This window comes from Mesorhizobium comanense, from assembly GCF_005503535.1.
Lineage (GTDB): Bacteria > Pseudomonadota > Alphaproteobacteria > Rhizobiales > Rhizobiaceae > Mesorhizobium > Mesorhizobium comanense.
In genome coordinates, this window is sequence record NZ_SCNN01000007.1 from 263,054 (window position 1) to 281,850 (window position 18,797).

Consider the following 18,797-nt stretch of genomic DNA (forward strand, 5'->3'; position numbering starts at 1 on the left):
TCCTAGATCGCGAGGGTGCTGTCGGCAGCCTTTTCGCCCAGATAGGCGCGGCGGACGGCTGGGTTCATCCGGATATCCTGCGGCGAGCCTTCGGCGAGGCTCTGTCCGCCATCGAGCACGTGGATGCGCTGGCACACCCCCATGATCACCTTCATATTGTGTTCGATCAGCAGCACGCCGCAGCCGAAGCGGGCCGGTAACTCGGCGATGACCTCCATAAGCGCCTCGCACTCCGCGTCGTTCATGCCGGAGGCCGGCTCGTCGAGCAGCGCGAAGGACGGCTGCAAGGCGAGCGCCCGGGCAATGCCGACACGCCTTTCGTCGCCATAGGAGAGGCTGTCGCAACGGTGATCGGCCTTCGCCGCGAGGCCCATCCAGTCGAGGATGTCGAGCGCCCGCTCCCGGGCGTCGCGACGAGATTGCCCACTGCCGATCGCGGCAACCGAGAGGTTCTGCTCCACCGTCATCGTCCTAAACAGCCGCGCGGCCTGGAAGCTGCGGCCGATGCCGGCCTGGGCGATCTTGCGGGCGGTCAGCCGCGAGACGTCGATGCCGTCAAGCCGGATACTGCCGCTCGTCGGCCGCTGGAAGCCGCTCAGCACATTGACCATGGTGGTCTTGCCGGCGCCATTCGGACCGATGAGGCCGAGGATTTCGCCACGCCTGACTTCGAGGTCGACGCCGCTGAGCGCCCGGATACCGCCAAAGGCGACGGCAACTCCGCGGGCTTCCAGCCGTTCTTTCGATCCCGATCTTTTTGATGGGCGTGACATATCGGGCGAGACCTGTCCTTGAGCTCGGCTGTGAATCTTCCAGGAGATTGGTTCCGCCAGCCGCACCACCGTGCGGCCGGCGGATCGTGGTCGGTTACTGGCCGACGCGGAACAGCAGCTTCATGTCAGGCTTGAACGAGTTGCGGTAGACCTCGACAGCATGGAAGGAGCCGTTCTCGACCTTCATGATCAGCCAGGGACGGTCGACCTGAATATGCAGCTGGTCGGTAAACGAGGTCGGCCCGGCGGTGAACGGCTGGTCTTTGAAGCTGTTCATGACGCCGACCACGGCTTCGGATTCAGTCGTCTTGGCCTGCTCGACCGCATAAGCCCACTGTTCGATGAGGCTGTAGCCCAGCACCGCGTAGGACGAGACCGGCGGCTCGCCGTAACGCGCCTTGTGGCTTTCAAGGAACTTGGCCATTTCCGGCCGCGGATCATCGCCGTAAAGCGACATAAAGGCGGGCAGGTAGAAATCCTTCAGGCCTGGTACGGCGTTGAGCCAGTAATTGTCGACCATCGCGGTGTTGGCGAGGATCGGCAGGTCGATGCCGGCGGCGCGCAGCTGGCGCACGGCCGAAGCCCCACCCGGCGTGAACGAGCAGACGAAGACCGCTTCCGGCTGCTTGGCAAGCCCCTTGAGGCGGGTGATCTGCGAGGCGATCGACGGGTCGTCGTTCTTGAAGGTGTCGTTGCCGAGGATCGTTTCCTGACCTCCACCCGCGGCCCATGCCGCGCGGAAGCCGGCGCAAGCCGACTTGTTGTATTCGATCGTCAGGTCCTCGAGCACGTAGACCGACTTCAGGTTCATCTTCTTCTGGGCATACTCGGCAATGGCGATGCCTTCCGACTGCGCCGCGCTATTGGCGGTGAAGGTGAGCGAACCAACGCCCTGCACGCCCATCTTCGGATCGGCGGCGCACAAGCTGAAGGCGATCTTGCCGGCCTGCTTGGCCGCGAGCGCCGACGGCGCGCCAAAATCGTAATCGCAGGAGACGACCAGCATGTCGACGCCACCATCGACGAGCTGCGCGCCGACGGTCGCCGCGCGAGCCTGGTCTGTCTTGGTGTCCATGACGGAATATTCGATCTGGCGGCCGAGCAGGCCGCCGGCCTTGTTGATCTCCTCGATCTTCATGACCGCCGCCTTGAAAGGCGCGCTGTCGTAGTTCGAAAGCCAGCCTGATTCAGCGATGGCGAAGCCGATCTTGATCGGTTCCTCGGCGCGCACGCCGGTCGAAGGCAACAGGAGGGCGATTGCGGCCGAAGCGGCCACAGCAAAAGATTTCATCGTCGTTCCCCTTGGCGGTGTGTGCACCGCCTCAATTATTTGCACATAGTCCTCTGTGGACAGAAGACAGAATGCGGGTTAGATTTTTTTTGTCAACGGCAAAAATGCGGCGGGCAGTTCCGAGTTCTATCGGCGCCCACAGACCGCCAAAGGGGAACGACATGCTTGAGATCCGCGGCCTCACCGCCGGCTATGGCCGGCTTGCTGCCCTGAAATCGGTCGATCTTGAGGTCCGGAAGGGCGAGATCATTTTCGTCGTCGGCCCCAACGGCGCCGGCAAATCCACGCTTCTGAAGTCGATTTCCGGGCTGATGACGCCGACGGGCGGCACTCTTGCCTTCAATGGCCAGTCGATTCTCGGACAGGCGCCGGAGAAGCTTTGCCGGAAAGGTCTGGCACTGGTGCCGGAAGGCCGCAGCATCTTCCGCACGCTGACGGTGCAGGAGAACCTTCTGCTCGGCGGCATGATCCGCAAGGACAAGGCCGAAGCGGCCGCCGATCTGGAGCGCGTTCTGGAAACCTTTCCGGTCCTCAGGAACCGCTACCGCGGCGTCGCCGGCCATCTTTCCGGCGGCGAGCAGCAGCAACTCGCCATTGCCCGCGCCATCCTGCAGCGCCCGTCGCTGATGATGATCGATGAACCGTCGCTCGGCCTCGCGCCGCTGGTGATCGACCAGGTCTACGAAAGCCTCCGCCAGCTCAACGCCGGCGGACTGACCCTGCTCGTGGTCGAACAGTCCACCGCCCGCATTCTCGACCTTGCCTCGCGCATCTACGTGCTGCGCAACGGCCATGTCGCGCTCGAGGGCTCGGCAAGCGAGCTTGCGGACGGCCATGCGCTGGAAGAGGCCTATTTCGGCTATGGCGACCGTCAGACGGCGCACGCATAGTCAGGCAGACAAGGGCAGGACATATGATTTTCGACTATTGCGTCATCGGCGGCGGCATCGTCGGCCTGGCGACGGCCATGCGGCTGCTTCAAACCTATCCCGGCTCCAGCCTGATCCTGCTGGAGAAGGAAGGGGCTCTCGGCAAGCACCAGACCGGCCACAACAGCGGCGTCATCCATGCCGGCATCTACTACCCGCCGGGCAGCCTGAAGGCCGAGCTCTGCCGCAAGGGCGCGGAGGCCACCAAGGCCTTCTGTCAGGAGAACGGCATCCGCTTCGATGTCTGCGGCAAACTGCTCGTCGCCACCTCCGCACTCGAAATGCAACGCATGGAGGCGCTCCACGAACGCTCGAAGCAGAACACGATCGATGTCCGCCGCGTCAGCCAGGGCGAGTTGAAGGAACGGGAACCGAACATCAGCGGTCTTGGCGCGCTTTTCGTGCCCTCGACCGGCATCGTCAGCTATGCCGACGTCTGCCAGGCCATGGGTCGCAGCATCAGGGCGCTCGGCGGCGAAATCCGCCTGTCGACGCGTGTCACCGGCATTCGCGAAGCCGTCGATTGCGTCGATATCGCGGCCGCCGGCGAAAACTGGCAGGCAAGGAAACTCGTGGTCTGCGGCGGTCTCCAATCGGACCGGCTGGCCGTGCTTGCCGGGCTTTCGATCGAGCATCGCATCGTTCCCTTCCGCGGCGAATACTATCGCCTTCCCGCGTCCAAGAACGACATCGTCCGCCACCTGATCTATCCCGTTCCGGATCCCGCCCTGCCCTTCCTGGGCGTACACCTGACACGGATGATCGACGGCAGCGTCACGGTCGGGCCGAATGCGGTGATCGGCTTTGCCCGCGAGGGTTATCCACGGCTTTCGTTCAATGTTTCCGATGTAGCCGACTACGCGTTGTTTCCCGGCTTCTGGAAAACCGTATTCGCCAACCGCGGATCGGCGGTGACGGAGCTGCGCAACTCGCTCTGGAAGCCAGGCTATCTGGAGGAGTGCCGGAAATACTGCCCGAGCCTCGACCTCGCCGACCTGCTTCCCCACGAAGCAGGCATCCGCGCGCAAGCCGTGCGCAAAGACGGCGCCCTCATCCACGATTTCCTGTTCGCGCAGACGGAGCGCATGCTGCACGTCTGCAACGCCCCCTCGCCCGCCGCCACGTCGGCGATCCCGATCGCGGAGATGATCGTGGGGCGCATGGCGGGTGAACGCCGCCCCATGTCCGCGAACTGAGGAACGGCAGATCGCGACGCTGACGGAAGGCGTCCTACTGCATCGTCTGCGGACCTTGGACGCAGGTCGTGGCGTCACCGCTGACAGCACAAACCATCGTTCCGTCGAAACGAGGGTCGGCAATCACAGTGCGGCTGCCGTCCGCCAATTCGGTTGCCCCGGAGATCATGGCATTGGCGGGCCCGAACCGGCCGACATTGAAGGTCGGCGCGATGGCGCTGGCCGACGTACCGGGCGGCGGCGTCAATGCCTGTTCCACGGTGAGGACACTCGGGACGTAGCTCATGGTGTAGTTGGCTGATGCCGTGAGCGAGCCTTGCGTGATAGCATAATTCCCGGGAGCACTGAGATTGGTTGCCGTCGTGGCGAGGCTTCCCGAGAGCGTATCTCCGTTGACAAGGCCCGCGCCGCCGACCGTCCAGCCGAGCGGAGGATTGACGGCGCCAAAGCCACGGCTGACGGGGCTCGCGGTAACCGTGATATCACGCGGATTCACCGTGAGTTCGGCACCGGCGAAGGAGATGGCGTAGTTCGCGTTGCCGAGTGTTCCCTGGGTGATGGCGTAAGCACCGACCCCGGAATATTGACCTGCCACCGTCGTGAGGGCTCCGGCCAGGACATCGTCGTCGACGAGACCGCTGACGGAATAGCTCAGCGCCGGGACAGCATCGCCATACGTCTTGGCAAGCGAATCCGCTTCGACCGTTAGCGCACGCCTGGCGATATCGGCGGTGGTCGCCGCTGTTGCGGCGATGGTGTAGTTGCCTGCATCGGCTCCCGCCAATGTGATGCCCGACAGCGTCACGATCTTGCCGGAACCGGCGTCCTTGTCCGCGAAACTCGCGCCCGAGTAACCAAACGAGACAGCGTCGTCCAGAAAGACGCCCGACAAGTTTCCTGCATTGCTGATCTGCGCGCCGGTCGTGCCGTCATAGGTCTTGTTGCTTGCCGTGAAGCCCGCAAGGGTCAAGGTTGCCGTCGTGATGTCCGCGCTGCTCGTCGCCGTGCTGGTGGCCAGCGTATAGTTGCCGGCATCGGTGCCGCCGAGGCTCAGGCCTGAGATATTGACCATCTTGGCCGTTCCCACATTCTTGTCGCTGAAGGCGCCGGCAGCGTCGGCCACCGTCAGGATGTCGTTGGCGACGATTCCGTTGAAGATCGCACCGCCCGTATGGAGCGTCGCATTCGTGGTGCCGTCATATGTCCTGTTGGAGGCCGCGATGCCATCTATCGAGGAAATCACCGCCTTGGCGATATCGGCCGTCGTCGTGGCCGTGGTCGAGGCCAGCGTATAGTTGCTGGCATCCGCGCCGGACAGCGTGAGGTCACCGATATTGACCGTCTTGCCCGTCCCCGCGTTCTTGTCGGTGAAGGCGCCTGTGGCACCGCCCACCGTCAGGACGTCGTTCTCGACCATGCCGGCAAAGCTTGCGCCGGACGTGTCGAGCGTAGCAGTTCTCGTTCCGTCATAGGTCTTGCCACTGGCGGTGATGCCGCTGACGGCCGTGATCTGTGCTTTCGCGATGTCTGCAAACGTCGTGGCGGTTGTGGAGGCCAGCGTGTAGTTCGCAGCGTCCGCGCCGGACAGCGCCAGATCGGCGATGCTTACGGTTTTGCCCGTGGCGGCATTCTTGTCGCTGAAAGAGCCGGTGGCGTTGCCCACAGTCAGGTCGTCGTTATCGACCTTGCCGACAAAGTGCGCGTTGGATGCATCGAGCGTCGCATTCGACGTACCGTCATAGATCCGGCTATAGGCGGTAATGCCCGCGATCGAGGTGATCTGCGCCCTGGCGATGTCGGCGGTGGCCGTCGCGGTCGTAGAGGCCAGCGTATAGTTCCCGGCATCGGTGCCGCCGAGGCTCAGGCCTGAGATGTTGACGGTCTTGCCTGCCCCCGCGTTCTTGTCGGCAAAGGCGCCGCTCGAACTGCCGACGGTCAGGTTGTCGCCGAGGACAATTCCCTCGAACTCCGCGCCATCGACGCTCAGCGCAGCCATCGTCGTGCCGTCATAAACCCTGTTGCCGGCCGTGATGCCGGTGATGGCGATGATCTGCGCCTTGGCGATATCGGCCGTGGCCGTGGCTGTGGTGGCGACCAGCGTATAGTTGCTTGCATCGGCGCCGGACAGTGTAAGACCGCCGATGTTGACCGTCTTGCCCGTCCCCGCATTCTTGTCGGTGAAGGCGCCGGTGGCGTTGCCGACGGTCAGGATGTCGTTCTCGACCATGCCGGCAAAGCTTGCGCCGGATGTATCGAGCGTCGCGACGGTCGTGCTATCATAAGTCTTGTTGCCTGCAACTATGCCGGTGATGGCCGTAATCTGCGCCTTCGCAATGTCTGCGCTGGTGGCCGCCGTGCCGTTGGCCAGCGTATAGTTGCCGGCATCGGTACCGCCGAGGGCCAGGCCTGAAATGTTGACGGTTTTGCCGGAAGCCGCGTTCTTGTCGGTGAAGGCACCAGTGGCACTACCGACTGTCAGGACGTCATTCGAAACCATTCCGTTGAAGATCGCGCCACCCGTAAGCAGCGTTGCATTCGTCGTGCCGTCATATGTCTTGTTGGCGGCGGCCACGCCATCTACCGACGAGATCACAGCTTTGGCGATGTCGGCCGTCGTGATGGCGGTTGTGGAGACCAGCGTATAGTTGGCCGCATCCGCGCCCGACAGGGTAAGACCGCCGATGTTGACCGTCTTGCCCGCCCCCGCATTCTTGTCGATGAAGGCGCCGGTGGCATTGCCGACGGTCAGGATGTCGTTATCCACCATGCCGGTAAAGCTTGCGCCGGATGTGTCCAGCGTCGCAGCCCTCGTTCCATCATAGGTTCTGTTGTTGGCGGTGATGCCGCTGATGGAGATAATCTGCGCCCTGGCGATGTCGGCCACGGTGCTTGCCTCTAACGAGACCGTGTAGTTTCCGGCATCGGCGCCCCCTAACGTAATGCCAGAGATTGTCACCGTCTTGCCGGTGCCGGCGTTCTTATCGGAGAACGCGCCGCTTGCACTGCCGACTGAAAGGTTGTCGTTGGCGAACACACCGCCCAGGACTGCCTGACCGAGGTTGAGCGTCGCACTCGACGTGCCGTCATAGGTCTTGTTGTTGGCGGTGATGCCGGTGATCGAGGTGATCTGGGCTCTGGCGATCTCGGCCGTCGTCGTGACCGAAGACGCAATCGTGTAGTTACCGGAATCGGTGCCCGACAGCGTCAGGCCGACGACGTTGACTGTCTTGGCCGCGCCCGCGTTCTTGTCGGCGAAGCTGGCGCCCGAAGAGCTGAACGAGACCGCATCGTTAAAGAATACGCCCGACAGGCTTCCGCCGTTGCTGATGGTTACCGCCGTGGTGCCGTCATAGACCTTGTTGTCGGCGGTGATGCCTGTGAGCGTCAGACTGGCCTTTGCGATGTCGGCCGTGGTCGTCGCGGTCGAGGCGATGGTGTAGTTCCCCGCATCCGCGCCTGACAATGTCAGCCCACAGATATTGACCGTCTTTGCCGTCCCGGCGTTCCTGTCGGCGAAGCTGGCACCCGAAGAATTGAACGAGACCGCATCGTTAAAGAATACGCCCGACAGGCTTCCGCCGTTGCTGATGGTTACCGCCGTGGTGCCATCATAGACCTTGTTGTTGGCCGTGACGCCCGTGAGCGTCAGGGTGGCCTTGGCGACATCGACCGTGTAGGTGCCACCGGACAGCGTATAGTTTGACGCCGCGCCGCCGTTGCCATTTCCGAGAGCCAATGTCCCAAGCGAGACCGATTTGCCGGAGCCGGCATTCTTGTCGGCCATCGTGCCCGTGCCCGACAGTGTCAGCGTCTCGCCATTGGCGAGATTGGAGAGCGTGAAGATCGACGCATCCAGGCCGTTCGAGCCGTTGTATATCCGGCTGCCGGACAGCGACAGCGGCCGCGGCGTCACGGTGACCTGGCCGGGGAGGTATACGAAGCGATACGCCGCGTTCGACGCGCTCGCGCCGCTGGCAGACACCGTATAGGTGCCGACCGGCGTCGTGGTAAGGATGGCGCCAAGGGTTGCCTGCGACGTTATGAAGTCACCGGCACGCAATCCGTAATATTGAGCCAGGAGGGTTGGGGCGCCATCGCCGTAGACGGTCGTGGCCGGGCTCGGCGCGACGCTGACGACGCGGCTCAGCGCATAGAGCTGCGGGTAATAGGCGGTTGCCGAATTGTTGTTCTGCCCAACCCTGTTGGGCGGCGCCCAGACGCCGTTGAAATCCCAGCCTGCATAGGTGGAGGAAAAGCTCGACAAATCCTGCATCTGGGCCGTGGTCAGGCCGGTCGCGCCGATGGTGCCAGAACTATAGAGGCCGACTCCGTTCGACCTGCCCGAGGTCAGCGTATCCCAGTAGCTGTTGCTGATCGTGCCGGATTGCATGGATCCGACCAGCCCGCCATAGTAGTTGCCGCCCGTGGCCGATATCCTGCCGGTGGCGTAGGACTGCGTAATCGTCCCCGTGCCCGCGAAAGTGGCATTGAACCCCACGAGACCGCCGTAATTGTAGCCATACGCGGTCGAAGAGACGGCGCCGGTGGCGTAGGACTGGGTGATCGAACCGTTATTGTATCCGACCAATCCGCCGCCATTGTAGCTGTCACCCAGGCCAGTGGTCGCGCCAGTGAGGGCGCCCGTGGCGTAGGACTGGCTGATCGAACCATTATTTTGTCCGACCAGGCCGCCGAACGAGTTCTTGCCGGTGACCGCGCCTGTCGCATACGACCGGGTGATCGTGCCGGTCGTGTCGTTGTATCCGACGAGCCCGCCGGCGCCCTGGCTAAGGACCAGACTTGCGATCGAGACGCTGGAGTAGGATTGCGTGATCGTGCCGGCGTTGTTTCCCGCCAGCCCGCCGACGAAGCGCCTGCCAGCCACGCTGCCACCGGCAAGGCCGATATTTTGCACCGCGCCGGTTGTATAGCCGATGAGGCCGACGTAATTGTTGCCCGCATCGGCGATGGTCAGATTGCTCACTGTATGGCCCAAGCCCTCCAGGACGCCCGAAAAAGCAGCCGGATAAGGATCTCCTTGCGTGTTCCCTTGCGTGGTTCCGCCCGCGATGACGCCGGCCGTGTAGGTTGTGCCGGCGGCGTTGAGGTTGCCGGCTAGGGCGTACTTGCCGGCCAGGCCCGGTCCATAGGCCGTGACGCTGGCGCCGGTGACCGCGCTGACCCCGTCGATGGCATCGAGATCCGCCATCGAATAGACCAGCGTGTAGGCGTTGCCGTTGATCGTCAGGCCCTGGTTGCCTGGCGCCGTCGACAAGGCATTTCCGCTTGCGTCGCGATACGTCAAGCTGCCGGCGAAGCCGTTGTCGGCGAGGCCGAAGGAAAGGTTTGCGGACGAAGACGGATTGTAGGTCAGAGCGACAGCGCCCGCGCCCTTCACCGTGATCGGCGCATTTATGGCGAGCCCGGTGGTGGCGTTGAGGTTCAGGCCCGCTCCAGCCACCCCGCCAAGGCTGATCGGGGCATTGATGGCGATCGCGCCCGCGGCGTTGAGCGACAGGGTGGTCGGCGCGCTCCATGAAAGCGGCGCGGCAACCGTGATGTTGCCGGCCTGGCTGCCGGGTGCGCCGGTGGAGACGGTAACGTTCGCGCCTGAGAGCGCGGACTGCAGCGTCGCGGCATTGATGACGCTGTCATTTCCGGTAGCGGTAAAACCGGCCGCGTTGTTTGCCGTGCCCGTGGAGATCGTGACGTTGTAGGGATCGAGCAGCAGATTGCCGAAGGAGCCGTGTGCCGCCGTCAGGTCCGTGAAGCCGCTATACGACAACAACGCGCTGCCCGAAACCTCCGCCTCGCCACCGTTGCCGGAGACGGAACCGCCCTTTGCCGAGATCATGCCGGCGAAGCTGGTGAGATCGTCGGACCACAGCACGACATCGCCGCCATTGCCGACCGAGTTTGCGTCGGCCTTGATCACGCTGGTCGCATCCACGCTCAGTGTCTTGGCGCGCTGGAGGGTACCCTTGCCTTGCCGGCCGCCGCCGATCTTGACACTGCCGCCGCCGGTCTCACCGGAGGCATCTATCCTGGCGCCCTTCAGTTTGATGTTGCGTCCCGTGACGGTGATCCTGCCGCCCGCGCCCTTGCGGCTGGAGGCGTCGAGCTTGCCGGAGACCGCGACCTCGCCGTCCGAGCCACCGAGGATGATGTCGCCGCTCCTGCCGCCCACGGTCTTGGCCTCTATCGTGCCAGACATGTTGACCGCTTGGCGTGCCATGTCGCGGGCAGCCGCCGCCGTCAGCTGAACCATGCCGCCATCGGCCGAAATCCTGCCGCTGTTGCTGACAAGCGCCTTTTTGCCTGGAGCCTTGGTCGGTATCGCGATCTGCATGAAACCGTCGCCTGAAAGGTCGAGCGTTGCCTGCTCACCCGAACTCAGCGCCACCTTGCCCATCGGAACGGTGATGGTCCCAGTATTGTCGACGGAGCCGCCGATGAGTGCCATGTAGCCGCCACGGTCGATGGTGATTGCCCCCGCATTGGTTACCGCCGCCGACGCCCCCTTGCCGGTGAAAGTGCGCTTGCCAGCCATGAAATCATCGTCGGAGATCCCGAGCGTCGAGGCCACGAATGCGCCGGTGTCGACAGTGCCCGTCGATGTGATGGCAATACCGTTGGGGTTTATGAGATAGACCTGACCGTTGGCGTTGAGCTGGCCCGCGATGGTCGTCGTGGTCGTGCCGGTGACGCGGTTGAGAACGGCGGACGATGCGTCCGGCTGGACGAACGTAACGCTGTTGCCCTGGCCGATATTGAAACTCTGCCAGTTGATGACGGCGCTGTTGCTGGTCTGGGTAATTGTCATCGAGCCGTTCGACTGCGCGCCAATCGACGCGCTCCCGGCCGTGACCTGACCGTTGGTCGGCAATGATTGCGCGAACGCCGAATTGACGGCGACCACCGCCGTCGAGGCGAGCAGCGCGACCAGTCTTGCCCGATGTGTATTCAATCCGAGATTTTGCAAAATGAGCATGACGGAGGCCTTTAGAACTGGAACGCTGTCGAGAGCGCGAAGCGGTTGTCGTTTGCGCCATAGCCGAAGCGTTCGACGCGGCCGTATTCGAGATTGAGAGTCGCGCTGTTGAAGCTGGATTGTTGAGCCGCGCCAAATCTGAGGCCGACGCCATAGGCTGCGCCGCGCGAGGATCCTTGCTCCAGCACGGTGGGATCATAGAGTTTGACGCCGCCATAGGCGCCGAACAGATAGGGCGAGACCAGGAGCGCACCCCTGGTCTCGCTGCCTTGCGGCAGGCCAGTTCCTTGTTGTTCAGGGAATTGAGGCAGGCTGAAGGGCAGCGTAAACGCCGTGGTGAAGGGGAACTGCGCCTCTCCGCGCAGCACATAGCCGGAATCGCCCTGGACGGAGCCCAGCGGAAAACTGGACAGGCCGCCAGGCGCCGCGAGACCGATCTGTTCGGAGTTCAGAAGTGGTTGGCCAAACGACGTCTGGGCTCTGGCCTTGAAGTCCAGGGTGAGATGCTCGGCGACGGGCTGGCGATAGCCGAGAGTGAGTTCCAGCTTCTGGAAATCCGCATCCGCCCCTTGCCTCGACAGCGGCGTGCCGCTGGCGGCGGCGTCTGCTTTGCTGCGCGCACCAAGCCCGTCGATGCCGAAGGACCCCGTGAGACTGCCGAAGACCAGCGCGTCGCCCGGCGCGTACCAGGAGAAGTCGGTGCCGGCGCGCAGCACACGCAACCGGTCTTGTGATATGATTATGCCGCCGCCATTGCGAAGTGTCAGCGATTCATCCTGGGCGTCGAATACGCCTTTGACATTAAGCGTGAAATCGCGCGAACGGATAACCGGATAGGCAAGTCGGGCCGAAGCACGCGTAAGGTCCGACAGAAAGGCTAGGCCCGCCGGTGCCGCTTCTGGCGCGGTGCGCGAGAGTGTGCCTTCGAGGTTCAGCGTCAGGCCATCGAGGCCGAGCGGCATGACGACGCCGGCAGCGAGCGCCCGATTGCGCGGATCGTTGGAGAAGAAGCTGTCATCCCCATTGGAGCGAGGCGCGCCTGACGCGCGCAGGTAGATCAACTCGCCGAAGCGGAGGACGGAGTTGAAGTCGGCGCCGAGACCGACATTATAGGTTCCAAGCGACTGGGACAGGCTGTTGTCGAGGGTCAATGATCCGGTCACCGCCTTGTAGCGGGCCTCGATCGTCAGCACGCTGCCGCCTGGCTGCAGCCCCTGGGAGAGAGTCGAACGCATGACCGTGCCAGGCGTGTCGGCGGCCAACAGCAGGCGCCGCTCTATAGCCGCATTGGTGAGTTGCCGCTGTCCGACAAGCGGAGCAAGAATGCGGTCTATATGGGCCCGGATATTGGCAGGCAGATGCGATGTATCGATCTGCTCGATGAAACCGTCGACCACGACGAGACGCAATGTTGCGCCATTGGTCAGGCGTTGCGCCGGCAGGATGACACGCACCAACCCATAGCCTTTGACGGCATAAGCTTCCTGCAATTGGCTGGCGGCCGCGAACAGGTCGGTGGCCCTGACAGTCTTGCCGGCCAGCCTGGCCACGATTTCAGCCGTCTCGGCGGACAGCGCCGGAAGACCGCCTTCGACGGTGACATGTGATATTTGAACGTGAAGTTTCTCTGCCCCCGCCGGTGCCGAGGGACCCGCGCCTTCGGGTATGACGATGCCCTGGCCCCGCTTCTGCGTTTGCGGTTCGAATGTCTGCGGGGTCACCTGGGAGGCTGTCTGCGCCAGACCGGAGCCTGTGCAGGACAAGACGACGGCAATTCCCGCCAGAATTCCTCGGCAATAGTCGAATTGATAAATCAAAATTTCACACGATTTTCAGCGGTTGCGATGTTCGGGTTAAAATCAAGGCGGCCGCTAGCTGCCGCACGCCAGACAGAAATCAAAATGATGGTGGCGCGCCGAACAGGCCGAGCGCATTCCGATATGAATGAAGTTCCGGGCTGAAACGGCATGCTTGGGCTTTGCCGCCACGCAGCCCACTAGCCCTGGGCAGGGATTTCGAATCCCAGCAGCCTGCATATCGCCCCCGCGAACACACCATTCTTGCGCTTGTCTGGCTCTGACTGTAGCCAACGCCGTTTGGATCTATTCATGCGGTATCGGCGTTGAAGAATGCAACGCAACAAATTGGTACGATTTTCCCGGCACTTAAACAGAACTTCGACGACACGCGCGTTCCATCGTTTTGAGGACGTATCTGACAAGGATTTATCGGCAATGGTGGCAACGACGAATGATAGCGAGGGTACCTTTTCGGGTTGGGCTCATGTGGAATACCGGTCGGCCGCGGAAATTCGAGGCAATCCTTCCTTTGAGGAAGCGCATGATTGCCTCGTGGATGGTCTGCTTTCGCTCTACGGTCAGAATCGCGTTCTTCTACGCGGCCTGATGGAGTTTGTGCGCGCCGTCTCCTTCATGGTCATTGTTTGCCTGGACGCACTCCACGACGCGGAGAACCCCTCGACTTGGGTGACGCTCGCGCGTCTGCGGACTTCGCTGAAGGCGATGGGCATAGACGATGCCCGCCGCGTCGCCAACATCGTCAATGGGCTTGAGCTCGACGGCTTTCTGAAACGCGAGGTTTCTCCCGTCGATCGTCGCATCCATATCCTCAAGCCAACCGAGAAGATGCTGGCCACGGATCGCGAATGGCTTGCCGTGTTTCATGCGCCGCTGGCGCTGCTTTATCCCGGTGAGCCGGCCTTTGAGGCTGCGACCGCACGCGATCCAACCTATCAGGCAGCCTACCGTCGCATTTCTCTTTCCACGTTGGGCGTCGCCGACCAGATCAGCCGCAACAATCCAATCATTGGCTTCTTCCTCAGCCGCAATGTCGGCATCCGGGTTCTGATGGCGCTGGCGGCAACGGTGCGCGGAAGGTCGCCGGCGAGAACGCCGCCGGGTTTCTATACCGCCGCTGCCGAGCGCGCCGGCGTATCGCGGACGCATGTCAGCAACCTGATGCGGGAGGCCGCCGAGCGCGGTCTCGTCCTGCTGTCCAACCCGGCCGGAGAGTATGTAGAGATGCTGCCCGCCCTGCAGGAGGCGTTGGCGCAGTGGATCGCCGACAGCCTGTCTGGTGTCGACCTTGTGTCGACCTTGGCAATGGACGAAATGCGTCGCTAGTTCAAACCATCCCGTTTGCACGCCGTCAGCATGCCCTGGCGCCCCCGCAGAACCCTCAACTCAGTCCGAAATACAGGCGCTCTATCCGGTTGAGCACCAGGGACGGCTCACCGTCATAGTCGCGCCAGATCGGCTCTTCGCCTTCGACCTCGACGAAGATCCGCCATCTGCCGCCCGATTGGTTCAACTGGCAGGCCGGAAACATCATGTGATGATGCCAGGGCTTGCCGGAGGAGATGGCGGCCGCGATCCCGTCGAGCAGCGCGCGGTCGGCGTTCGCGATATCGCCGGCGGCCATTGCCTTGTCCAGGAGAGCATCGGCCCCATGCAGCAGGGCCAGCAGCTCCTTGTTCACGGCCACGGGCTTTTCGTCGAAGAAACTGCAGATCACACGGTCCTGGTCGGTGAGTTCGAGCAGGAAGGCGTAGGCCTGCCTGTCGGGGCTGAACGTGCAGCCGGGCGCGAGCACATGGAAATGCCATGCCTCGCCCGCGTCATGCGCGGCCCGCGCGGCGGCGGCCATCGATTGCTCATCCAGCGTTTCGAAGGCGAACCGATGCTCGTCGCATGCCTTGCACATCGCCGTCGCTCCCGTGTCACTCGCAGCCGATGACGGCGACCGCGGCGATCTCGACCAGCACGCCGGGAACCGGGAAGGCAACGACGAGCGCAGCGTTGGTCGGCAGGACGTCCTTGAAGATCACCCCGAGTTCCGGTCCGACCTCCTTGAAAACCTCCGGCGCGCTGACATAGGTGGTGATCTGGACGATGTCCTTGAGCGAACCGCCCGCCGCCTTCAGCGCCGGTTCGAAATTCTTGATGATCTGACGCAACTGGCCGACGGCATCCTCGGGCATCTTGCCCGCTGCGTAGTCCATGCCGATCGTGCCCGAAATATAGAGCGTATCGCCCGCCTTGACGGCGCGCGAATAGCCGTATGCCTTCTCGAACTGGGAGCCCGAGGAAATATTCTGCCGCTTGACCATTTTTTCTCCGATCGATGGTTCGTTCACATGAGATAGCCGTTCGCCAGCCAGCCACCATCCACCCTGAGATGATGGCCGGTGACCATTCCTGCTTCCTGGCCGACAAGGAAGCCGCAGGCAGCAGCCACCTCTTCCGGCTCCGCGAGGCGCCTGAGCGGCGTGCGGCGCGACACGGCGTCGACATTGTAGATGCCGCGGTCGATGAGGCCCTGCACCATGGGCGTGCGCGTTCCGGTCGGCACGACGCTGTTGACGCGAATGTTGAGCGGACCCCATTCGACCGCGAGCGAGTCCGTCAGCGCGACGACGGCGCCCTTGGAGGCACAATAGGCCGTCCGGTTCGGGGCGCCCTGAAACCCGTAGACGGAACTGATGTTGACGATGGCGCCGCCGCCATTCACCGCCATGTGCCGCGCCGCTGCCTGGGAAACGATCCAGGTGCCGGTGAGGTTGATGTCAAGCACGCGCCGGAAGGTTTCAATGGACCCTTCGAGCGCCGGCTCGACCACGACGACGCCGGCTGAATTGACGACGGCGTCGATGCCGCCATAGCAGCCGATCATGTCATCCACGGCCTCCTTCACCGCTGCTTCGTCGGTAACCGAGAGATGACGCAGAACCACGTCGCCGGCCTGGGCAAGGTCGGGCACGCTCGCTTCAAGCGGCGAGCCGGGCAGGTCGACCAGATACAGCCTGGCGCCCTCCCGAGCGAAGAAACGCGCCGTCGCCAAGCCGATCCCGCCAGCCGCACCGGTCACGAGAATGCGTTTGTCCTGATGGCGTTTCATAAGTTTTCCTCTGTCGTTTTATATAACAAATTACATTTTAGACCTGTTGGCAAGACGGGAGCCGTGGGTAGCTCGCAGTCCCATCGGCGCCTCTGGGGGCGTCACAAATCAATACGCACTCTAAAGAATACCCTTTAATATCAGATCATTACCGTATTACATGCTGCTCGATACCGGCTTGATCGCAAAACTCCGTTTGACAGCGCCGCAAAAATTTTATTTGATATAACAAAATGAGGAGTTCGGGGGAAACCCGACACAAGGAGCCCGTGCGCAATGCGCCGGCACAGATAGGGGAATAAGACATGGAAATCGCAAGTTTATGGAAACAGGCCGTTGCGCGCTGCGCACGCGGCGCACGTTCGGGCCTGATCGGCCTCCTGGTCGTCGCCGGTGGGATGCACATCGCCCCGGCAATGGCCGACGGCTTCTGGAAGGAAGTGCAGAATCGCGGCGCGCTGCGCTGCGCGGCGGCGATTTCTCCGCCCTATGTGATGAAGGACCTGAAGACCGGCGAATATGGCGGCGCCTATCTCGACCTTTGCAAGGAGTTCGCCGATGTGCTGAAGGTGAAGGTCCAGTTCGTCGACACGACCTGGGACAACATCGTGGCCGGCCTGCAGGCGGGCAAATGGGACATGTCCCCTGCCCTCAATCGCACGCCAGCCCGCGCCCTCGTCATCAACTACAGCACGGTCGCCGGCTATGATGAAATGAACTTCGCCTACATGCTCGCCAACGACAAGGTGAAGGACCCGGCGGCGGACCTGTCGACCTTCGACAAGCCTGGCATCCGCGTCGGCGTGATGTCCGGCTCGGCTCAGGACCACAAGGTCACGGACCGCTTCAAGCAGGCCGAGATCGTGCGCCTTCCCGACGCCAACGGCCTGAACCTCGCCCTGCTGTCCGGCCGCGTCGACGTCGCCGGCGCCGATTCGACCACCAACCTGCTGCTCAAGACGGCCAATCCCGACAAAGTCGGCCTCGTCGAAGCCGTGCCCGCCTTGATGAAGCAGGGCATCAGCTTCGGCCTGCCGCCGACGATCTCGCAGCGCGACCTCGACGTGCTCAACATCTTCCTCGAGGAGAAAGTGGCGTTGGGCGAGGTCGACCGCGATCTGAAGCACTGGAGCGAGATCTATCTCGCCGGCGCGAAGTAAGCCAAATTCCGCCCTGCAACGGATGCCGCTGAGGCGGCATCCGTTTTCATTCCAGAACAAGGAGGGGTGGCCGCGTGTCGTCTTGTTTCCTGAAAGTGCAGAACCTGCGCAAGTCCTATGGCGGACTGGTGCATGTGCTGGACGGCATGAACTTCCAGATGGAGCCGAAGGAGCGCATCGTCGTCATCGGCCCAAGCGGCAGCGGCAAGAGCACGCTTCTGCGCTGCATCATGGGCCTGGAGAAGATCGACGACGGCCGCATCGAATTCGAAGGCGCACGCTACATCGAGGCGCAGGCGAACCGCCGCAAGGACAATCTGGTCGACACGGCCGTGCGCGCCAAGATCGGCATGGTCTTCCAGCACTACACGCTGTTTCCGCATCTGACGGTCCTCGGCAATCTGGTGCTTTCGCCGATCCGGGCGCGCGGCGAAAGCCGGGCGTCGGCCACCGAGCGCGCCATGCAACTGCTCAAGCGGCTCGGCCTCGATAACCGCGCCAATGCCTATCCCGGCATGTTGTCGGGCGGCCAGAAGCAGCGTGTGGCGATCGCGCGCGCATTGCTTCTGGACCCCAAGATCATGCTGTTCGACGAGGTGACCTCGGCGCTCGATCCGGAGCTGGTGGCGGAGGTCGAGGGTCTGATGCTCGAACTCGCCGAACAGAAGATGTCGATGATGATCGTCACCCATGACATGTGGTTCGCCAAGCGCATCGCCACGCGGGTGATCTTCTGCGCCGACGGCCATATCGTCGAGGACGCGCCGCCGGCGAAGATCTTCTCCGATCCGGCCGAGCCCCGGACGGCGGATTTCCTGAAGAAGGTCCTGCACGTCGACACGGTCTCCTGAGGGGCAGCAATGAACGGTTACACCTGGGATTCATCCGTCGTCTTCTCGAGCCTGCCGCAGCTGATGAGCGGGCTGGCCGTCACGCTGCAGCTCACGGGGATCTGCGCGGTCATCGGCCTCGTCGGCGGTTTCCTGGTCTGTCTTATGGCGATGAGCCGCATCCTGCCGCTGCGCTGGATCGCGGTCATCTTCATCGAGCTGTTCCGCTGCACGCCGGCGCTGGTGCAGATCATCTGGATCTTCTACTGCGTGCCCTTCTTCTTCGGCATCTTCATGGATCCCTTCACCATGGCGGTGCTGGCGCTCGGCATGAACATCACCGCCTTCAACGCGGAAGCCTACAGGGCCGCGATCCAGGCCATCCCATCCTCCCATTACGACGCCTGCACGGCGCTTGGACTGTCGTCCCTGAAGAGGACGATCTATGTCATCCTGCCCCAGGCGGTGCTGCTTGCCATTCCGGTGCTGCTCACCAACACGATCGGCCTGCTGCAGCAGACAGCGCTCGTCGCCATCGTGGCGATCAGCGACCTGATGTACCAGGGCAAGAGCCTGGCGACGCAGACCTACCGGCCGATCGAGATCTATTCGACCGTCGCCTTCATCTATTTCATCCTCTCGCTGCCGCTCTCCCAGGTCGTCGGCTTCTGCGAGAAGCGGCTGCGCGCCCGGCTGGCCTGAGGAGCGAA

General features: G+C 62.9%; 13 protein-coding genes. 6 read left to right on the forward strand and 7 right to left on the reverse strand.

What is annotated here, in order from left to right; all coding sequences use genetic code 11:
• Window positions 1-2: 2 nt before the first annotated feature.
• Together FFS37_RS15170 and FFS37_RS15175 are read right to left on the reverse strand one after the other, a co-directional pair.
• A complete protein-coding gene (locus FFS37_RS15170) occupies window positions 3-773 on the reverse strand; it encodes an ABC transporter ATP-binding protein (RefSeq protein WP_137931754.1) in 771 nt (256 codons plus the stop codon).
• Between the two features lie 94 nt (window positions 774-867).
• Window positions 868-2,064 (reverse strand): ABC transporter substrate-binding protein, encoded by a 1,197-nt coding sequence (locus FFS37_RS15175; RefSeq protein ID WP_137931755.1) that lies wholly within the window; start codon window positions 2,062-2,064, stop codon window positions 868-870.
• Window positions 2,065-2,225: 161 nt separating this feature from the next.
• On the opposite strand from FFS37_RS15175, the gene FFS37_RS15180 reads away from it, so the two are divergent.
• Both FFS37_RS15180 and lhgO read left to right on the forward strand, forming a co-directional pair.
• Entirely contained in the window at window positions 2,226-2,954 is a 729-nt protein-coding gene (locus tag FFS37_RS15180) for an ABC transporter ATP-binding protein (protein WP_137931756.1), read from the forward strand.
• 26 nt (window positions 2,955-2,980) lie between these two features.
• The gene (gene lhgO / locus FFS37_RS15185; protein ID WP_232375679.1) at window positions 2,981-4,189 is read left to right on the forward strand and encodes an L-2-hydroxyglutarate oxidase; all 1,209 of its coding nucleotides are present in this window, start codon (window positions 2,981-2,983) and stop codon (window positions 4,187-4,189) included.
• Between the two features lie 34 nt (window positions 4,190-4,223).
• On the opposite strand, the gene FFS37_RS15190 is transcribed toward lhgO, so the two are convergent.
• Window positions 4,224-11,180 (reverse strand): YDG domain-containing protein, encoded by a 6,957-nt coding sequence (locus tag FFS37_RS15190; RefSeq protein ID WP_137931758.1) that lies wholly within the window; start codon window positions 11,178-11,180, stop codon window positions 4,224-4,226.
• An 11-nt stretch (window positions 11,181-11,191) separates the two neighbouring features.
• On the reverse strand, window positions 11,192-12,901 hold the full coding sequence (locus FFS37_RS15195; RefSeq protein WP_232375672.1) for a ShlB/FhaC/HecB family hemolysin secretion/activation protein: 1,710 nt from the start codon (window positions 12,899-12,901) through the stop codon (window positions 11,192-11,194).
• A 408-nt stretch (window positions 12,902-13,309) separates the two neighbouring features.
• Between FFS37_RS15195 and FFS37_RS15200 the strand changes: the two genes are divergently transcribed.
• Window positions 13,310-14,323 (forward strand): helix-turn-helix domain-containing protein, encoded by a 1,014-nt coding sequence (locus FFS37_RS15200; RefSeq protein ID WP_137931760.1) that lies wholly within the window; start codon window positions 13,310-13,312, stop codon window positions 14,321-14,323.
• Window positions 14,324-14,378: 55 nt separating this feature from the next.
• On the opposite strand, the gene FFS37_RS15205 is transcribed toward FFS37_RS15200, so the two are convergent.
• The 3 genes from FFS37_RS15205 to FFS37_RS15215 form a co-directional block, all read right to left on the reverse strand.
• A complete protein-coding gene (locus tag FFS37_RS15205; RefSeq protein WP_137931761.1) occupies window positions 14,379-14,846 on the reverse strand; it encodes a hypothetical protein in 468 nt (155 codons plus the stop codon).
• A gap of 73 nt (window positions 14,847-14,919) precedes the next feature.
• Window positions 14,920-15,309 (reverse strand): Rid family hydrolase, encoded by a 390-nt coding sequence (locus FFS37_RS15210; protein ID WP_137931762.1) that lies wholly within the window; start codon window positions 15,307-15,309, stop codon window positions 14,920-14,922.
• A 23-nt stretch (window positions 15,310-15,332) separates the two neighbouring features.
• Entirely contained in the window at window positions 15,333-16,097 is a 765-nt protein-coding gene (locus tag FFS37_RS15215) for an SDR family NAD(P)-dependent oxidoreductase (RefSeq protein ID WP_137931763.1), read from the reverse strand.
• A gap of 305 nt (window positions 16,098-16,402) precedes the next feature.
• Between FFS37_RS15215 and FFS37_RS15220 the strand changes: the two genes are divergently transcribed.
• The 3 genes from FFS37_RS15220 to FFS37_RS15230 all read left to right on the forward strand — a co-directional run bounded on the left by FFS37_RS15220 (window position 16,403) and on the right by FFS37_RS15230 (window position 18,789).
• Complete coding sequence (locus tag FFS37_RS15220) at window positions 16,403-17,257, forward strand: substrate-binding periplasmic protein (protein ID WP_137931764.1); 855 nt, start codon at window positions 16,403-16,405, stop codon at window positions 17,255-17,257.
• Between the two features lie 74 nt (window positions 17,258-17,331).
• Entirely contained in the window at window positions 17,332-18,108 is a 777-nt protein-coding gene (locus FFS37_RS15225; RefSeq protein ID WP_269750878.1) for an amino acid ABC transporter ATP-binding protein, read from the forward strand.
• A 9-nt stretch (window positions 18,109-18,117) separates the two neighbouring features.
• On the forward strand, window positions 18,118-18,789 hold the full coding sequence (locus FFS37_RS15230) for an amino acid ABC transporter permease (protein ID WP_137931765.1): 672 nt from the start codon (window positions 18,118-18,120) through the stop codon (window positions 18,787-18,789).
• Window positions 18,790-18,797: the final 8 nt, after the last annotated feature.